Source organism: Asaia sp. HumB (assembly GCF_030263835.1).
Taxonomy (GTDB): domain Bacteria; phylum Pseudomonadota; class Alphaproteobacteria; order Acetobacterales; family Acetobacteraceae; genus Asaia; species Asaia bogorensis.
Genome location: NZ_JARPML010000002.1, coordinates 2,746,984 through 2,762,055, shown reverse-complemented (window position 1 = coordinate 2,762,055; position 15,072 = coordinate 2,746,984). Strand labels below are relative to the sequence as shown.

Annotated in this window: 11 protein-coding genes and 1 tRNA gene; 1 reads left to right on the top strand and 11 read right to left on the bottom strand. The window is 59.8% G+C overall.

Annotated elements, in window-relative coordinates:
* Nucleotides 1–41: 41 nt before the first annotated feature.
* Nucleotides 42–824, bottom strand: a complete 783-nt coding sequence (gene rpsB / locus P5689_RS13540) for a 30S ribosomal protein S2 (protein WP_035439212.1) — start codon at nt 822–824, stop codon at nt 42–44.
* Between the two features lie 461 nt (nt 825–1,285).
* Between rpsB and P5689_RS13535 the strand changes: the two genes are divergently transcribed.
* Nucleotides 1,286–1,600 carry a hypothetical protein gene (locus P5689_RS13535; protein WP_285533547.1) on the top strand — a complete coding sequence of 105 codons (315 nt, stop codon included), beginning with the start codon at nt 1,286–1,288 and terminating at the stop codon, nt 1,598–1,600.
* Between the two features lie 164 nt (nt 1,601–1,764).
* Here the strand turns inward: P5689_RS13535 and dnaE are convergent, their stop codons facing one another.
* The 10 genes from dnaE to lon all read right to left on the bottom strand — a co-directional run bounded on the left by dnaE (nt 1,765) and on the right by lon (nt 14,942).
* On the bottom strand, nt 1,765–5,184 hold the full coding sequence (gene dnaE / locus P5689_RS13530) for a DNA polymerase III subunit alpha (RefSeq protein WP_285533546.1): 3,420 nt from the start codon (nt 5,182–5,184) through the stop codon (nt 1,765–1,767).
* 44 nt (nt 5,185–5,228) lie between these two features.
* Nucleotides 5,229–5,927, bottom strand: a complete 699-nt coding sequence (locus tag P5689_RS13525; protein ID WP_023977485.1) for an ABC transporter ATP-binding protein — start codon at nt 5,925–5,927, stop codon at nt 5,229–5,231.
* Nucleotides 5,920–7,167: a lipoprotein-releasing ABC transporter permease subunit gene (locus tag P5689_RS13520; protein WP_023977486.1), complete on the bottom strand. Its 1,248-nt coding sequence runs from the start codon at nt 7,165–7,167 to the stop codon at nt 5,920–5,922. The genes P5689_RS13525 and P5689_RS13520 overlap by 8 nt, the downstream gene beginning before the upstream one ends.
* Before the next feature lie 2 nt (nt 7,168–7,169).
* A complete protein-coding gene (gene proS / locus P5689_RS13515; RefSeq protein WP_023977487.1) occupies nt 7,170–8,510 on the bottom strand; it encodes a proline--tRNA ligase in 1,341 nt (446 codons plus the stop codon).
* A 70-nt stretch (nt 8,511–8,580) separates the two neighbouring features.
* Entirely contained in the window at nt 8,581–10,227 is a 1,647-nt protein-coding gene (locus tag P5689_RS13510; RefSeq protein WP_285533545.1) for a ribonuclease J, read from the bottom strand.
* Nucleotides 10,228–10,261: 34 nt separating this feature from the next.
* Complete coding sequence (locus tag P5689_RS13505) at nt 10,262–11,053, bottom strand: type III pantothenate kinase (protein ID WP_285533543.1); 792 nt, start codon at nt 11,051–11,053, stop codon at nt 10,262–10,264.
* Between the two features lie 10 nt (nt 11,054–11,063).
* The gene (locus P5689_RS13500; RefSeq protein ID WP_285533541.1) at nt 11,064–11,804 is read right to left on the bottom strand and encodes a biotin--[acetyl-CoA-carboxylase] ligase; all 741 of its coding nucleotides are present in this window, start codon (nt 11,802–11,804) and stop codon (nt 11,064–11,066) included.
* A gap of 22 nt (nt 11,805–11,826) precedes the next feature.
* Nucleotides 11,827–11,901, bottom strand: a tRNA-Val gene (locus P5689_RS13495).
* A gap of 47 nt (nt 11,902–11,948) precedes the next feature.
* The gene (locus tag P5689_RS13490) at nt 11,949–12,233 is read right to left on the bottom strand and encodes an HU family DNA-binding protein (protein WP_023977491.1); all 285 of its coding nucleotides are present in this window, start codon (nt 12,231–12,233) and stop codon (nt 11,949–11,951) included.
* A gap of 243 nt (nt 12,234–12,476) precedes the next feature.
* Nucleotides 12,477–14,942 (bottom strand): endopeptidase La, encoded by a 2,466-nt coding sequence (gene lon / locus P5689_RS13485; protein ID WP_285533540.1) that lies wholly within the window; start codon nt 14,940–14,942, stop codon nt 12,477–12,479.
* Between the last annotated feature and the right edge of the window lie 130 nt (nt 14,943–15,072).

Below are 15,072 nucleotides of genomic sequence, written 5' to 3'. Positions count from 1 at the left end.
TCCGAATGCTGGGGGAGACCTCACGATCTCCCGCACGCATCTCAGGCTTCAGCCGGAGCTTCTGCCGTGGTCTCTTCAACAACCGTCTCGACCGGCAGTTCTTCAGACGCACCGAAATCGGCACCCGAAGCAGCCATTTCAGCCGAGATACCATCGAGCACGGCCTGCGACACGAGGTCGCAATAGGTGGTGATGGCGCGGATGGCGTCGTCATTGCCCGGAATCGGGTAGGTCACGCCAGCCGGGTTGGAGTTACTGTCGAGAACGGCAACAACCGGAATGCCAAGCTTGTTGGCTTCCTCAACCGCCAGCTTCTCCTTGTTCGTGTCGATGACGAACAGGATGTCCGGCAGGCCGCCCATTTCCTTGATGCCGCCGAGCGAACGCTCAAGCTTCTCGCGGTCACGGGTGATGTCGAGAATTTCCTTCTTCGTCAGACCATGCGTGTCGCCGGAGAGCATCTCGTCGATCTGGCGCAGGCGCTTGATCGAACCCGTGATGGTCTTCCAGTTGGTCAGCATGCCGCCGAGCCAGCGATGGTTGACGTAGTACTGGCCGCAGCGGGTTGCAGCCTCAGCCACATGCTCGGCAGCAGCGCGCTTGGTGCCGACGAACAGCACGCGACCGCCACCGGCCACCGTGTTGCGAACGGCCTGCAGGGCACGATCGAGCATCGGAACGGTCTGCTGCAGGTCGATGATGTGAACCTGGTTGCGGACACCGAACAGATACGGTGCCATCGCCGGGTTCCAGCGACGCGTGTGGTGACCAAAGTGAACGCCGGCTTCGAGCAGCTGACGCATGGTGAATTCAGGCATCGCCATGATGCAAATTCCTGTTCTTCTGGTTGTGCCTCCGTATGACATTGCGCGTTTTCACGGGCACCAGAGAGTCTGTCGTCATACGTGCGAATTGCCTAACTCCCCTACCGGCAACGCCGTCAGAAAAGCCAGACGGGCGCGGTATCGCCTTTTTCGTTTGAAAAGGCAAGGAAGAAGAGCAGGGATTGCCTTAGATCCTCCGCGCACGCTCAAGCGACAAGCCCAACTCTCTTCCATCGTGTGATGCCGCTCGGGCAAAGATCAGAGAGGCTCGCAAGGACGTGGAAAGGCGATCCCCGGCGCATATCACGCGATCTTCGGCGGGCCCTATAGGACGCCGCCTCCTCAGGCCAGTAATGATCGCAAGACGCTCTTTGGTGTGCGAGGGCAAACGGTCAGGATCTGACGACATTGTTCGACCCGGGAATATGCCGAACCAAGCTAATCACGAAGGGAATATGATTATGCTCGAAAAGAAATTTCACGCGGCAATGGAAAACATCTATCACGAGGGGCTCAAGCTCCAGAAACCTTACAGAGCAACCAGATATTTGCAGCTTGTCAGGGAGTTGGGCGGCAAGAAAGCGGCTGACAGATTATTGGCCACACCCAATCCGTCAGAGGGATTTACCCAGCTCTATCTCCACGGACAGACGGAGGGCCTCACGAAAAGCGTCGAGTACTTTGTCCTGCAATCACCGTGGTCGACACTTTTCACCGAACAGCAGCTTGCTATCGCGCGCGCGAGGTTGAAGAGGTACGGTTGTTCACAGGCATAATTTCCCCGCCTCTTGAAATTCGCCGCAGGACACAGCTCTCCAATAAACGTCGCTCCATGTGCGGCAGCGCTATAACACGGGATCCGATGCAGGTGGCTATTGCGGACTGCGATGACCTGCATCGCGGCTGTCCCCTTGTGTCGCGCCTTGGGCATCGTCCCTGCTCAAAGATGGTCGATACGCGATACCCCATGAATGGTGCGCAATTGTTCGCCCAATCGTGGCGTGACCGGGAAGTGTCCGGTCAGGGTCACCTCCACGGCCTTGGTCTCGTCCACGGCTGGCACCAGCACGATCTTACCGCGCCCCCTGCCCTGGCTGCTGAGAAGATCGCGCACCTTCGTCACCGCTGACGCTTCGCTGATCCATACGCGCATCTCCGAGCTTTCCTGAGCGGCAGCCTTCTCCAGATCCGTCACGTCATTGGCCGTAATGCGTAGTGCATCGCCCTCCAGCTTGAGGTCGGCCGTCACCATCACGGCCTGACCGGCCACCAGCAGATCGCGGCAACGCGAGAGGACCTCCGAGAACAGGGTCACTTCGCAACCACCTGTCGCATCGGACAGGCGTACCCACGCCATCTTGCTCCCGCTCTTGGTGGGCCGCTCCTTCTTGTCGACCACGCAGCCCGCGATACGCACGCGATAGGACCCGTTCTCGGCAGCGGTCATGAGATTCTGCGACGTCAGCACATTGGCTCGCTTCAGGACCGAGCGATAGGCATCCAGCGGGTGCGCCGACATGTGGAAACCGATCGCCTCGGCCTCGGCCGCCAGACGTTCGAATTCGGGCCAGTACTTGGCTTCGGCCAAACGCAACTCCTCGGGCTCGGCCGAGGCACCGAACAGGCCGATCTGGCCCGAAGCCGCCTCCTGTGCGTCGGATTGCGCGCGACGCATAATGATTTCAGAGCTGGCAAAGACGATATGACGCGGCTTGTCGAGGGAGTCGAAAGCCCCAGCCTTGGCAAGGTTTTCAATCTGGATCTTGTTAAGCTGTTTTGCATCACAACGTGCAGCCAGATCGGCGAGACTGGCGAAGGGCTTGTCGCCGCGGGCCTCCACAATGGCTTGCATGGCCGAAAACCCGACGCGTTTGACCGCAGCCAAAGCGTAGCGGATGGCCCAGCTTCCATCCTCCTGCTTTTCGAGCGAGAAATCAGCCTTTGAGCGATTGATATCGACGGGAAGCACCTTGATTTTCATCCGGCGCGCTTCCTGACAGAGTGACGCCAGCTTGTCCGTCTTTTCGCGGGCGAGCGACATGCATCCGGCAAGAAACGCCACCGGATGATTCGCCTTCATCCAGGCCGTCTGATACGAGACAAGCGCATAGGCGGCGGCGTGGGATTTGTTGAACCCGTAATCCGCGAAGCGCGCCATGAGGTCGAACACCTCGGCAGCCTTCTCGGGGGTGATCCCGCGCCCAGTCGCGCCTTTGACGAAGATCTCGCGCTGCGTGTCCATCTCGGCGCGGATCTTCTTGCCCATGGCACGACGCAAGAGATCGGCGCCGCCAAGGCTGTACCCGGCCATTTTCTGCGCGATCTGCATGACCTGTTCCTGATAGACCATGATGCCATAGGTCTCGGACAGGATATCGCGAATTTCCTCATGGGGCGGCTCCCATGAGGCACCGTGCTTGCGCGCGCAGTAATCGGGGATATTGGCCATCGGCCCCGGACGATAGAGCGCCACCGCCGCAATCAGATCCTCAAGCCGCGTCGGGCGCATCTGCTTGAGCACGTCGCGCATGCCCGCGCCTTCGAACTGGAAGACGCCGCCCGCATCGCCACGGGCCAGCATGTCATAGGTGGGCGCGTCGTCCAGAGGCAGTGTGGCCAGATCGACCTCGATGCCCTGTTGCGCGATGAAATTGATCCCACGCTTGAGAATGGTGAGCGTGGTCAGGCCGAGGAAGTCGAACTTTACCAACCCGGCCTGCTCGACGAATTTCATATTATACTGCGTGACCAGCATATCGCTCTTGGGATCGCGATAGAGCGGCACGAGCTCGACCAGTTCACGATCGCCGATCACCACACCTGCCGCGTGAGTTGACGCGTGGCGATAGAGCCCTTCGAGCTGCAAAGCGATCTCCATCAAGCGGCGCAGCGCCTCGTCATTCTCGCGCATTTCTTGAAGGCGCGGCTCGCCATCGATCGCCTGTTTGAGCGTGACAGGCTTGGCCGGGTTGTTCGGGATCAGCTCCGCCACGCGGTTGACCATGCCAAAAGGCAGGCCGAGCACGCGCCCGACATCGCGCACGGCGGCGCGCGCCTGAAGCTTGCCGAAGGTGATGATCTGCGCCACGCGCTCGCCACCATATTCGGTGCGCACGTAGCGGATCACCTCGTCGCGCCGGTCCTGACAGAAATCGATATCGAAGTCAGGCATAGAGACGCGTTCGGGATTCAGAAAGCGCTCGAAGAGCAGGTTGAACGGCAGCGGATCGATATCGGTGATGGTGAGCGCCCAGGCCACGAGAGAGCCTGCCCCCGACCCACGCCCCGGCCCGACCGGGATATCATGTTCCTTCGCCCATTGGATGAAGTCGGCCACAATCAGGAAGTAACCGGGAAAGCCCATACGCCCGATGATGCCGAGTTCCATTTCCAGACGCTCCTCATAGCGTCTGCGTGTGTCGTCATCGGCCTCCATGCGGGACAGGCGCTGGCGTAGCCCCTCTTCCGACATCGCCCGCAAGGTCTCTTCCTCGGTCGCGCCCTCATTGACCTTGGGACAGACAGGCAGGAGCGGCGGCCGGGTCGAGACCTTCACCGCGCAGCGCTGCGCAATCATGAGCGTGTTGTCGCAGGCCTCCGGCAGATCGGCAAAAAGCGCCCGCATGGCATCGGGCGATTTAAACCAGTGCTCCGGCGTGACCCGCCAGCGCTCCTGCTCCGCCATGGTGCGTCCCTGCGCGATGCAGAGCAACGCATCATGGGCCTCATGCATGGCCGGTTTGGAGAAAAAGCACTCGTTGGTGGCGACCAAAGGTAGCCCCAGACGGTCAGCAGCGGCGATCATGCCGGGCTCAACGGCTTTCTCTTCAGGCAGACCATGGCGATGCAGCTCGACAGCCATATGGGCGCCAAAGCTCTCCTGCAAACGGCGCAGCAGCGTCATTGCCTGATCTTCCTGCCCCTCGGCAAGCAGGCGGAACAATGGCCCACGCGTCCCGCCAGTCAGCAGAAATAGCCCGTCCGCATGAGCGCAGAATGTCTCAAGCAGAATGGCCGGGTCGGAAGGATCGCCCTTGAGGAATCCCTCGGAAGAGAGGAACTGCAGATTGGCAAGCCCCGCCTCATTACGGGCCAGCGCCACCATGGGCTCTGACGGGGCACCGGGCTTGTCGCTGCGCGATGGCAATGCGAGCTGGCAACCGATGATGGGCTGCACGCCCTTACCCGTGCAGTACTGCGAGAATTCAAGCGCCCCGAAGAGATTGCCTGTATCGGTCAACGCCACGGCAGGCATGGCGGATTCAGCGGCCAGAGCCACCAGATCGGGTATGCGTATCGCCCCCTGGCTCAGCGAATAGGCGGAGTGATTACGAAGATGAACGAAGGGGGCATGGGACATGGGTCATGGTCTATCAGACCCGAACGCCCCCTTCATCTCTTTCTTTATCGCGAGACGATCCGCCCATCACGCAGGGTCACGACACGATCCATACGCGACGCCAGCTCCTCGTTATGGGTCGCAATCAACGCGCCCACATTCTCGCTACGAACCGCATGCAGCAACTCGTCAAACACGGCATCGGAGGTATGCACATCCAAATTGCCGGTCGGTTCGTCAGCCAGAAGAAGCTTTGGTTGATTGGCCAGAGCACGGGCGATGGCCACACGCTGCTTCTCTCCACCCGAAAGCTTGCCCGGCAGATTGTGCAGCCGATGCGCGAGCCCGAAACGCGTCAGAAGATCGGTCGCGCGTGATGTCGCATCGCGAGGGGAAACGCCCGCAATATGCTGGGGGAGCACCACATTCTCCAATGCCGTGAACTCGGCGAGAAGGTGATGAAACTGATAGACGAAACCCACCTCGTCGCGTCGTATCTGCGTGCGTGCCGTGTCTGACAGGGAAGCCGTGTCGTGCCCGGCAATGCGCACACTGCCTTCCTGCGGGGCTTCCAGCAGACCGGCGATATGAAGCAGTGTCGATTTGCCCGTACCGCTGGGCGCGACAAGAGCCACGATCTCACCGGGGAACAGATCGAAAGACACGCCCTTCAGGATTTCGAGCGTTTCTTCGCCGGAGCGAAAACGACGCGTCACGTCCTTCAAAGAAAGAACCGGAGCGGTTGCGGAGTTGGTCTCACTCATGGCGCAGCGCCTCGATCGGATCGGTCTTGGCTGCACGCCAGGACGGGTAAAGCGTTGCGACGAAAGACAGGGCAAGCGCCATGACCATAACCTCGATGACCTGCGACCAGATCAGCTTGGCTGGCAGATGTTCGAGATAATAGAATTCCGGGTTGAACAGGCTGGTATGGGTCAGATGCTCCACACCATGCTGGATGCGCTCGATGTTCAGGCAGAATACGACCCCGATCCCGAAACCAATCAGTGTGCCGGACACACCGACCGAGGCGCCGCACATCAGGAAGATGCGCATGACAGCCCCCCGGCTGGCGCCCAATGTGCGCAGCACCGCGATATCGCGCGTCTTGTCCTTGACCATCATAATCATGGAAGAAATCACGTTGAACGCTGCCACCAGGATGATCAGGGTAAGAATGAGGAACATCACGTTCTGCTGCACGGTCAGCGCACCCAGAAACGCGTTATTACTCTGGGTCCAGTCCATCACGCGCAGCCTTGGGTCATCCAGACGCTGGGCGATGGCGCGGGTGACAGGCATCACCTCAAGCGGTTCACGCGTCGCCACCTGAATGAGCGATACTGCATCGGGCATCATCAGGAAGCGCTGGGCAGAGTCCAACGGCATCAGGATGACACTGGTGTCGTAATCATTCACCCCGGCGTCGAACACTATGGCCACATGATAGGCCCGTATGCGCGGCATGGTCCCGAAAGGCGTGGCGCGGCCATTGGGCGAGAGCAGCGTTACCTTGCTGCCAACCGTCAGGCCGGCCCGGGCCGCGAGCGTCGTGCCAACGGCAATCGCATCATCGCCCTGGAAATCAGCAAGTTTGCCATCGGTGATATTATCGCTCAGGGCATGGAGATCGCGCAGGTCAGAGGGGATGATGCCACGCACGACGCCGCCTGTAGAATAATTCCCGGCGTCGATCAGCACCGTCCCTTCCGCCATTGGCGTGACACGGGTGACGTTTTTGACCTCGCGTATGGCGACCACATCATCCTGATAATTGGTGATGCTGTGCCCTGCGCTGAAAATGTTCAGATCGCCATTCAGTCCGAGCACGCGGCCCATCAGGTCGGCGCGAAACCCGTTCATCACCGCCATGACGATGATGAGGGTGGCGACCCCCAGCGCAATGCCGATGAGGGAGAAAATCGCGATGATGGAAACGAAGCGTTCTCCGCGACGGGCGCGCAGATAGCGCCCCGCCACCACGCGCTCGAAGCGGTTGAACATGATCAGGCGGCGTCCTTGCCTGCTGCATGAGTGCCCAGCACCTTCGCAAGTGCTTCTTCCACTGTCAGCTCGAAGCGTTCGCCTGTCGCGCGACGCTTTAGTTCGACCTTGCCTTCCTTGGCGCCGCGCGGGCCGACAATCATCTGCCAGGGATGGCCCATCAGGTCGGCATCGTTGAACTTCACGCCGGCGCGCTCGCCACGATCGTCATATAGGAATGCGTCGGGGGCTGCGGCATAGAGCTGTTCGCACAGCGCATCCACTGCTTCATCGCCGGGCTTCAGGCTAAGAATGGCAGCGCGATAGGGCGCGACCGAGTCCGGCCAGATGATACCGGCCTCATCATGGCTGGCTTCGATAATGGCACCGACAAGGCGCGATACACCGATGCCGTACGACCCCATTTCCGGGAAGAACTGGTTGCCATCAGCACCGCTGACCGAGATCCCCATGGATTCGGTATATTTGGTGCCGAAATAGAAGATATGCCCAACTTCGATACCACGCCCTTCACGGCGACGATCGGCAGGCACGTCTTCCCACGCCTTCTCGTCATGCATCTCGTCAGTCGCGGCATAGAACTTCGTAACGCCGCTGAAAAAGGTCTCAAGGCTGGCATGGTCGGCAATATCGACGGCCTCATGCAGCCAGTCCTGCTCCTCAAGCGCTGCGTCGAAGAACACCCCGCTCTCGCCTGTCGGCGCCAGCACGAGGAATTCGTGGCTCAGATCGCCGCCGATCGGCCCAGTATCGGCCTTCATGGGGACAGCCCGCACGCCCAGACGCTGGAAGGTGCGCAGATAGGCCAGCATCATGCGACGATAGGCAGCAACGGCGTCCTCATAAGACGCATCGAAGGAATAGGCGTCCTTCATGAAGAACTCGCGACCGCGCATCACGCCAAAGCGCGGACGCAGCTCATCGCGGAACTTCCATTGCACATGATACAGCGCTTGCGGCAGCTCGCGATAGGATTTGATGACCTGACCGAAAAGATCGGTGATCATTTCCTCATTGGTCGGCCCGTAAAGCAATTCGCGGTCCTGACGGTCGCGGATGCGCAGCATTTCGGGGCCGTAAGCGTCATAACGGCCAGAGCGCTTCCAGAGCTCGGAAGACTGAACGGTCGGCATCAGCAATTCCTGCGCGCCGATGGCATTCTGCTCTTCCCGCACGATCTGCTCGATATTGCGCAGCACGCGCAGACCAGCCGGAAGCCAGGCATAGATACCCGCCGAAGTCTGACGCACAAGACCAGCGCGCAGCATCAGACGATGCGAGGCAATCTGGGCCTCGGCAGGCACTTCTTTGAGGGTAGGCAGGAAACCGCGGGACAGACGCATCGTGTGTGACCGTTCTAGAAAAGAAAAGTGGCGCGCCTGTTATGGCGCGTTCGTGGCAGATGCTGCGGGATCAGACCCGCAGCAGATGGACATCGACCAGAGGACGCTTCTGCAGCTTGCGTCCCAGCGCGCGGCGCAGCGCCGTCTTGGCCGCATCACGGAAGGCATCGTCGTCCTGACGCAGATCATCAGGGATCTCATCGATGGCATCGGCGAACTCTTCCGAGATGCGCGTGCTCTCGGGATCTTCGGATTCCAGCAGACCGGGCGCACTGATCTTGGGCATGCCAATCACATAGCCCTCGTCATCGACCGCAAAGCTCGCAATGACCATGCCGTTGAAGAGCATCTTGCGACGCGCTGCCAGCACGCCTCCGGTCATGGGCAGCAGACGCCCGCCATCGAGCGCCAGACGACCCGTAGGGGCGGTATCCACCACCTCTGCATGATCCGGACCGAGGCGCAGCAGGTCACCGTCCTCAAGCAGGATCGCCTCGGTGCCGGTCTCGCGAGCGAGGGCTGCGTGAGCCGTCAGATGACGCCATTCACCATGGGTCGGCACGCTCAGCTTGGGGCGCACAAGGCTGTAGAGATGACGCAGATCATCTGCCGTGGCATGGCCCGACACATGGACGAGATGATCCTTGTCGGTCAGCACAGTGGCACCGCGCCGGGTCAGGTTGTCCTGCACCGCCATGACGGCCTGCTCATTGCCGGGAATCATGCGTGAGGAATAGATGACCGTATCCCCCTCACCCAGCGAAATGTTCGGGTGAACATCCGAGGCAATGCGCGACAGTGCCGAGCGGGGTTCGCCCTGACTGCCAGTGATGATCATCAGCAGGCGGTTATCCGGAACCGAATTCGCCTCCCGCTCATCAAGGAAGGGCGGGATATCCTGCAGATAACCACATTCGCGGGCCGCAACCTCGAGATTGCGCAAAGAACGCCCGACAACCATTACCTGACGCCCGGCCGCCTTGGCAGCGCGTGCGATGCTCTCGACACGCGCCACATTGCTGGCAAAACAGGTGATCGCGACACGGCCATGCAGCGTCTTGATCAGATCGGCCATGGAATCACGCACCTGGCCTTCCGTACCGGAGATTCCGTCGCGGAAGACATTGGTGCTGTCGCACACCATGGCCAGAACGCCCTCGTCACCCACGGCCCTAAAGGCGTCGAGATCCGTTAGGGGGCCCACCACAGGCTCGCGATCAAGCTTGAGGTCGCCAGTGTGTACGATCGTGCCGTAAGGCGTGCGCAGAACGAGCGACTGCGCCTCGGGCACCGAATGGGTGACATTGATGAATTGCAGATCGAACGGCCCGACCGCGAAATACCCGCCCATCGGGATGGTGTGGATCGTCACCTGCGACAGCAGATGCGCTTCTCCCAGCTTGCGTCGAAGCACAGCGCTTGCGAAAGGCGTGGCGTAGATCGGGCAGCGCAATTGCGGCCAGAGATGCGCGACAGCACCCAGATGGTCTTCATGTGCATGGGTGATCACAAGGCCGCACAGGCTCTTGTGCCGCTCGGCGATGAAGAGCGGGTCAGGCATGAGGATTTCGGCTTCAGGCGTATCATTGCCCGAAAAGCCGATACCGCAGTCAATGGCGAGCCACTTGCCGTCGAGGCAATAGAGATTGAAATTCATCCCGATCTCACCCGTCCCGCCCAATGGCAGGAAGGCCAGACCTTTTTCAGTAATGCTCATAAATTAATCCTAGATAGAGACAAAAAATACACCTTCATCCTGGTGCCGGAATAAATTCGCCAGTGGCATTGCGCGCAGCGAGCAAGCGCAGGCCATCCAGCGTGAGAGTTGGAGCTACATGCTGGAACAGATCTGTTCCCTCGGAAAAAAGCGGGGCCAGTCCCCCTGTCGCGATCACCTTGATCGGTGAGGCCATCTCAAGCGCGATGCGCGAGACGATCCCTTCCACCAGACCGACATAACCCCAGAAAAGACCTGAACGCATGGCAACCGTCGTGCTGCGCCCAATGGCAGAAGATGGACGCCCGACACTGATACGGGGCAGACGCGCTGCTGCCTGATGCAGGGCCTCGAGCGAGAGATTGACCCCGGGTGCAATCGCCCCCCCACAAAAGGCGCCCTCGCTATCCACTACATCGAAAGTCGTCGCTGTGCCGAAATCGACCACCACCAACGGACCGCCGAAAAAATGCTGTGCGGCAAGCCCGTTGAGCCGCCTGTCCACGCCCACCTCGGCCGGGGTATCAACCTTGACGGGACATCCCCAGTCGAGCGCGTTATTGGCGATCAGGGGCTCGATATCGAGCCATTCGCGGCACAGACGGCGCAGATGGTAAAGCGCAGCTGGCACGACAGTGCCGATAATCGCACGCGATATTGCGCGGTAATTGAGATTGGATAATTCGATCAGGCCGAGGAGCCAGACAGCGTATTCATCAGAGGTCCGCTGGTCGTTCGTCGATACGCGCCAAGTACCACGCCACTCCTTGCCGTCATGGACAGCAAAAACAATGTTCGTGTTACCAGCGTCGACAACGAGGAGCACAGACCGTCCTTCACCCAAGCAGTAGAATATCCCCCGCCGCGACTGTCTGAACCTCGTTCTGGTCGGTCTGCAAGACCAGCCGACCGCACTCATCGAGACCCGCGAAGAAACCCTCTATATAGTCTCCACCCCTCTGGACCGCAAGCCGCGAACCCAGCTCATGCGCCCGATCAAGCCAGGCCTGCCGAATGGGTGCAAAGCCCCGACGCTGCCAGAGATCGAACCAGAATGAGAAAGACGTCAGTATCTGGCGGGCCAGATCGGCGGGGCCAACCTGCCCTCCCAGCGCTGAGAGTGCGACCGTCTGACGCCCTGCAATATCCGGCGCGGTCTTCAGGTTGGCACCAATGCCGATGACAATCCATTCGGAACCGGTCACACCGCCGCGCTCTATCAGCACGCCAGCCAGTTTGGCTCCATCGCATAGAATATCGTTGGGCCACTTGATCCGCAGAGCCGCAGACGGCGCGCAGGCAGAGAGAGCGTCGTGAAGAGCCACGGCAACCATGAACGGCATGGCCTGCACGAGGTCGTTTACCCGAGCATCACGACATATGAAGGAGAAAGATAGGTTTCCGCTGGGGGCGTCCCACTGACGCCCGCGCGTCCCGCGACCGGCCGTCTGACGGTAGGCAAGGACGGCTCTGCCATGGGCAGCACCATTTTCCGCTTCGTTTTTGCAGTAATCGGAGGTGGAACCGAGCGTCTCATGACACTCAAGGGTCCAGATGAAGCCTGACTGGAAGCTCATCGATCTTCCAATAGCTGAGGAATGGTGGGCGATGACGGGATTGAACCGCCGACCCTCTCGGTGTAAACGAGACGCTCTACCGCTGAGCTAATCGCCCTCAGGGCAGACGGTCGAATCGCCGCCTGCCGTGGGAGAGGGGATACGTTAACTTACAGCATCCTTCAAGCCCTTGCCGGGACGGAAACGTACAGAAACCGACGCGGGAATGTCGATTTCTTCGCCAGTGCGCGGGTTACGCCCTTTGGCAGCCTTGCGTGTTGCCGTTGCAAACGAACCAAATCCGACCAGACGCACTTCCTGCTTGCGTGCGAGCGCCTCTTCGATGCTCGCAAACAGCGCCTCAACGACATCCCCGGCCTTCGCCTTGGGCAGATCGGTCTTTTCTGCAACCGCAGCAATGAGCTCCTGCTTGTTCAGCGGCTTTTCCATCTCGTATCCTCGCAGAGTTCCTGAATAACCGATCATCCGCCACAGGCGGTGCTACAAGCAAGGCACTATGAAGGCGTTTTCCCTAACGTCAACCGCGCTGAGGCCTGCAAACCGGGCGGTTTCACGCTTTGGCCCGCACTGCGACTTTCCTGCCATGAATACGACAATGGCCGCCCCTGAGGGCGGCCACTGCGTTAGTCCGGTCAATCTGATGAAATGGGAAGGATCACGCCTCCCCTACCCTTAGTGTGGCAGCTGGCTGGAGAGATTGTCCTTCCCCAGCGCGGCCGGCACATCATCCTCTTCATCCCACTCGATTGCCTCCGGCGGCCGCACCAGTGCAGACGCTAGAACCTGATCGACATGCGATACCGGAATGATCTTGAGCGCGTCCTTCACATTGGCCGGAATCTCGGCGAGATCCTTTTCATTATCCTTGGGGATAAAGACCGTCGTGATGCCGGCACGGGTCGCCGCGAGCAGCTTTTCCTTCAGACCACCGATCTCAAGCACGCGTCCACGCAGGGTGATTTCTCCTGTCATCGCCACATCGCGACGGATCGGAATACCCGTCATGACGCTGACAATCGACGTTGCCATGGCAACACCGGCAGACGGACCATCCTTGGGCGTTGCTCCTTCCGGAACATGCACATGGATGTCACGCTTCTCGAAGATCGTCGGCTTGATGCCAAAGGACTGGGCTCGTGAGCGCACATAGGAAACGGCTGCAGAAACACTCTCCTGCATGACCTCTCCCAGCTTGCCCGTTGCCTTGACGTGTCCCTTGCCGGGCAGCATCACACTCTCGATTGTCAGGATTTCGCCACCGACTTCCGTCCAGGCAAGACCGGACACCATGCCGACCAGGTCTTCGCTCTCGGTCTCACCATGCTTGAAACGACGGATGCCGGAGAACTCGCCGAGATTTTCCGCCGTGACCGCAATGGTCTCGACCGAGCTCGTCACGAGGCGCTTGACCACACGACGCGCAATCTTCGCGATTTCGCGCTCCAGATTACGCACACCGGCTTCACGCGTGTAATGCTGGATCAGGCTGCGCAGAGCGTCGTCGCTGATCGACCACTCTTGCGGCTTCAGATTATGCGCTTCAGCCTGCTTGCCCACCAGATGACGACGCGCGATCTCAACCTTCTCATCTTCGGTATAGCCCGATAGACGAATGATCTCCATGCGGTCCAGCAAAGGCTGGGGCATGTTGAGGCTGTTGGCCGTAGTCACGAACATCACGTCCGACAGATCGTAATCGACCTCGAGATAATGATCGTTGAACGTGCTGTTCTGCTCCGGGTCCAGCACCTCGAGAAGCGCGGAGGATGGGTCGCCGCGCCAGTCGGAGCCCATCTTGTCGATCTCGTCCAGCAGGAATAGCGGGTTCGACGTCTTGGCTTTCTTCATGCCCTGGACGATCTTACCCGGCATCGAGCCGATATAGGTGCGACGATGCCCGCGAATTTCGGACTCATCGTGCACGCCACCCAGCGACATGCGCACATATTGACGGCCAGTTGCTTTCGCAATCGAGCGTGCCAGCGAGGTCTTGCCCACACCCGGCGGCCCTACGAGGCATAGGATCGGCCCCTTGAGCTTCTGCGAGCGCGTCTGGACCGCGAGATATTCAAGGATGCGCTCCTTGACCTTCTCAAGACCATAATGCTCGGATTCGAGCACTTCCTCTGCCGCGGCGAAGTCGCGCGAGACCTTCGAGCGCTTCTTCCAGGGGATGGACAGGATCCAGTCGAGGTAATTGCGCACCACTGTGGATTCAGCCGACATCGGGCTCATGCCGCGCAGCTTGCGCAGCTCGCCAATGGCCTTCTCGCGGGCTTCCTTGCTCAGGCGGGTCTTGGCGATGCGCTCTTCGATTTCAGCCGTTTCGTCACGGCCATCCTCACCCTCACCCAGTTCCTTCTGAATCGCCTTGAGCTGTTCGTTCAGATAATACTCGCGCTGGGTCTTTTCCATCTGCCGCTTGACGCGGTTACGGATTTTCTTCTCGACCTGCAGGACGCCAATTTCCTGCTCCATGTGAGCGAAAACCTGCTCCAGCCGCTTGCTGACCGAATTACCCTGCAGAATTTCCTGCTTCTCGGCAATTTTCAGGTTCAGATGGCTCGCAATCGTATCGGCCAGCTTCGAGAGGTCCTCGATCTGGTTGAGCGACACCATGACTTCAGGCGCGATCTTCTTGTTGAGCTTGATATACTGCTCGAACTGCGAGATCGCGGTGCGACCAAGCGCCTCCGCCTCGCTGCCCGTCTCAACCTCGTCCTGTACGTCCTCGATCTCGGCCTCGAAATGGCCGTCAACATCATGGAATTCCTTGATGCGGGCACGGCGGATGCCTTCGACAAGAACCTTTACGGTGCCGTCGGGCAGTTTAAGCAGCTGCAGGATCGTGGAAACGGTGCCGAAACGATAGATATCCTCGGCCGGCGGATCATCCTGGGAGGCGTTCTTCTGGGCAACAAGCAGGATCTGCTTGCTGTCACGCGTGACAGCCTCAAGCGCACGGACGGATTTCTCGCGCCCGACGAAAAGCGGCACGATCATGTGGGGGAAAACAACGATATCGCGCAGAGGCAGGACAGCGATCGTCTCGACCGACTTTGCCTTGGCTTTGGGCTCTTCTGCCTTTGCTGCGGTGTTCAGCTTGCTCACCGCAGTTTTCCTCTTTTTTTCAGTCATGAGATCCTGATCTCCTTGAGGACGATCTCAATGCGGCCACCCGTAAGTCTGGCGTGGCCGGCATCGCATCTTTGCTGCCTGAAAAGGCAGTATCCCCTTTATGTGAGGATGAAGGGCTGGTGCGGCAAGC

Excerpts from the sequence above, each read along its gene's own strand:
- lon (WP_285533540.1), bottom strand. The coding sequence starts at position 14,942 with ATGACTGAAAAAAAGAGGAAAACTGCGGTGAGCAAGCTGAACACCGCA.
- P5689_RS13500 (WP_285533541.1), bottom strand. The coding sequence starts at position 11,804 with ATGAGCTTCCAGTCAGGCTTCATCTGGACCCTTGAGTGTCATGAGACG.
- P5689_RS13525 (WP_023977485.1), bottom strand. The coding sequence starts at position 5,927 with ATGAGTGAGACCAACTCCGCAACCGCTCCGGTTCTTTCTTTGAAGGAC.
- rpsB (WP_035439212.1), bottom strand. The coding sequence starts at position 824 with ATGGCGATGCCTGAATTCACCATGCGTCAGCTGCTCGAAGCCGGCGTT.
- proS (WP_023977487.1), bottom strand. The coding sequence starts at position 8,510 with ATGCGTCTGTCCCGCGGTTTCCTGCCTACCCTCAAAGAAGTGCCTGCC.
- P5689_RS13510 (WP_285533545.1), bottom strand. The coding sequence starts at position 10,227 with ATGAGCATTACTGAAAAAGGTCTGGCCTTCCTGCCATTGGGCGGGACG.
- P5689_RS13490 (WP_023977491.1), bottom strand. The coding sequence starts at position 12,233 with ATGGAAAAGCCGCTGAACAAGCAGGAGCTCATTGCTGCGGTTGCAGAA.
- dnaE (WP_285533546.1), bottom strand. The coding sequence starts at position 5,184 with ATGTCCCATGCCCCCTTCGTTCATCTTCGTAATCACTCCGCCTATTCG.
- P5689_RS13535 (WP_285533547.1), top strand. The coding sequence starts at position 1,286 with ATGCTCGAAAAGAAATTTCACGCGGCAATGGAAAACATCTATCACGAG.
- P5689_RS13520 (WP_023977486.1), bottom strand. The coding sequence starts at position 7,167 with ATGTTCAACCGCTTCGAGCGCGTGGTGGCGGGGCGCTATCTGCGCGCC.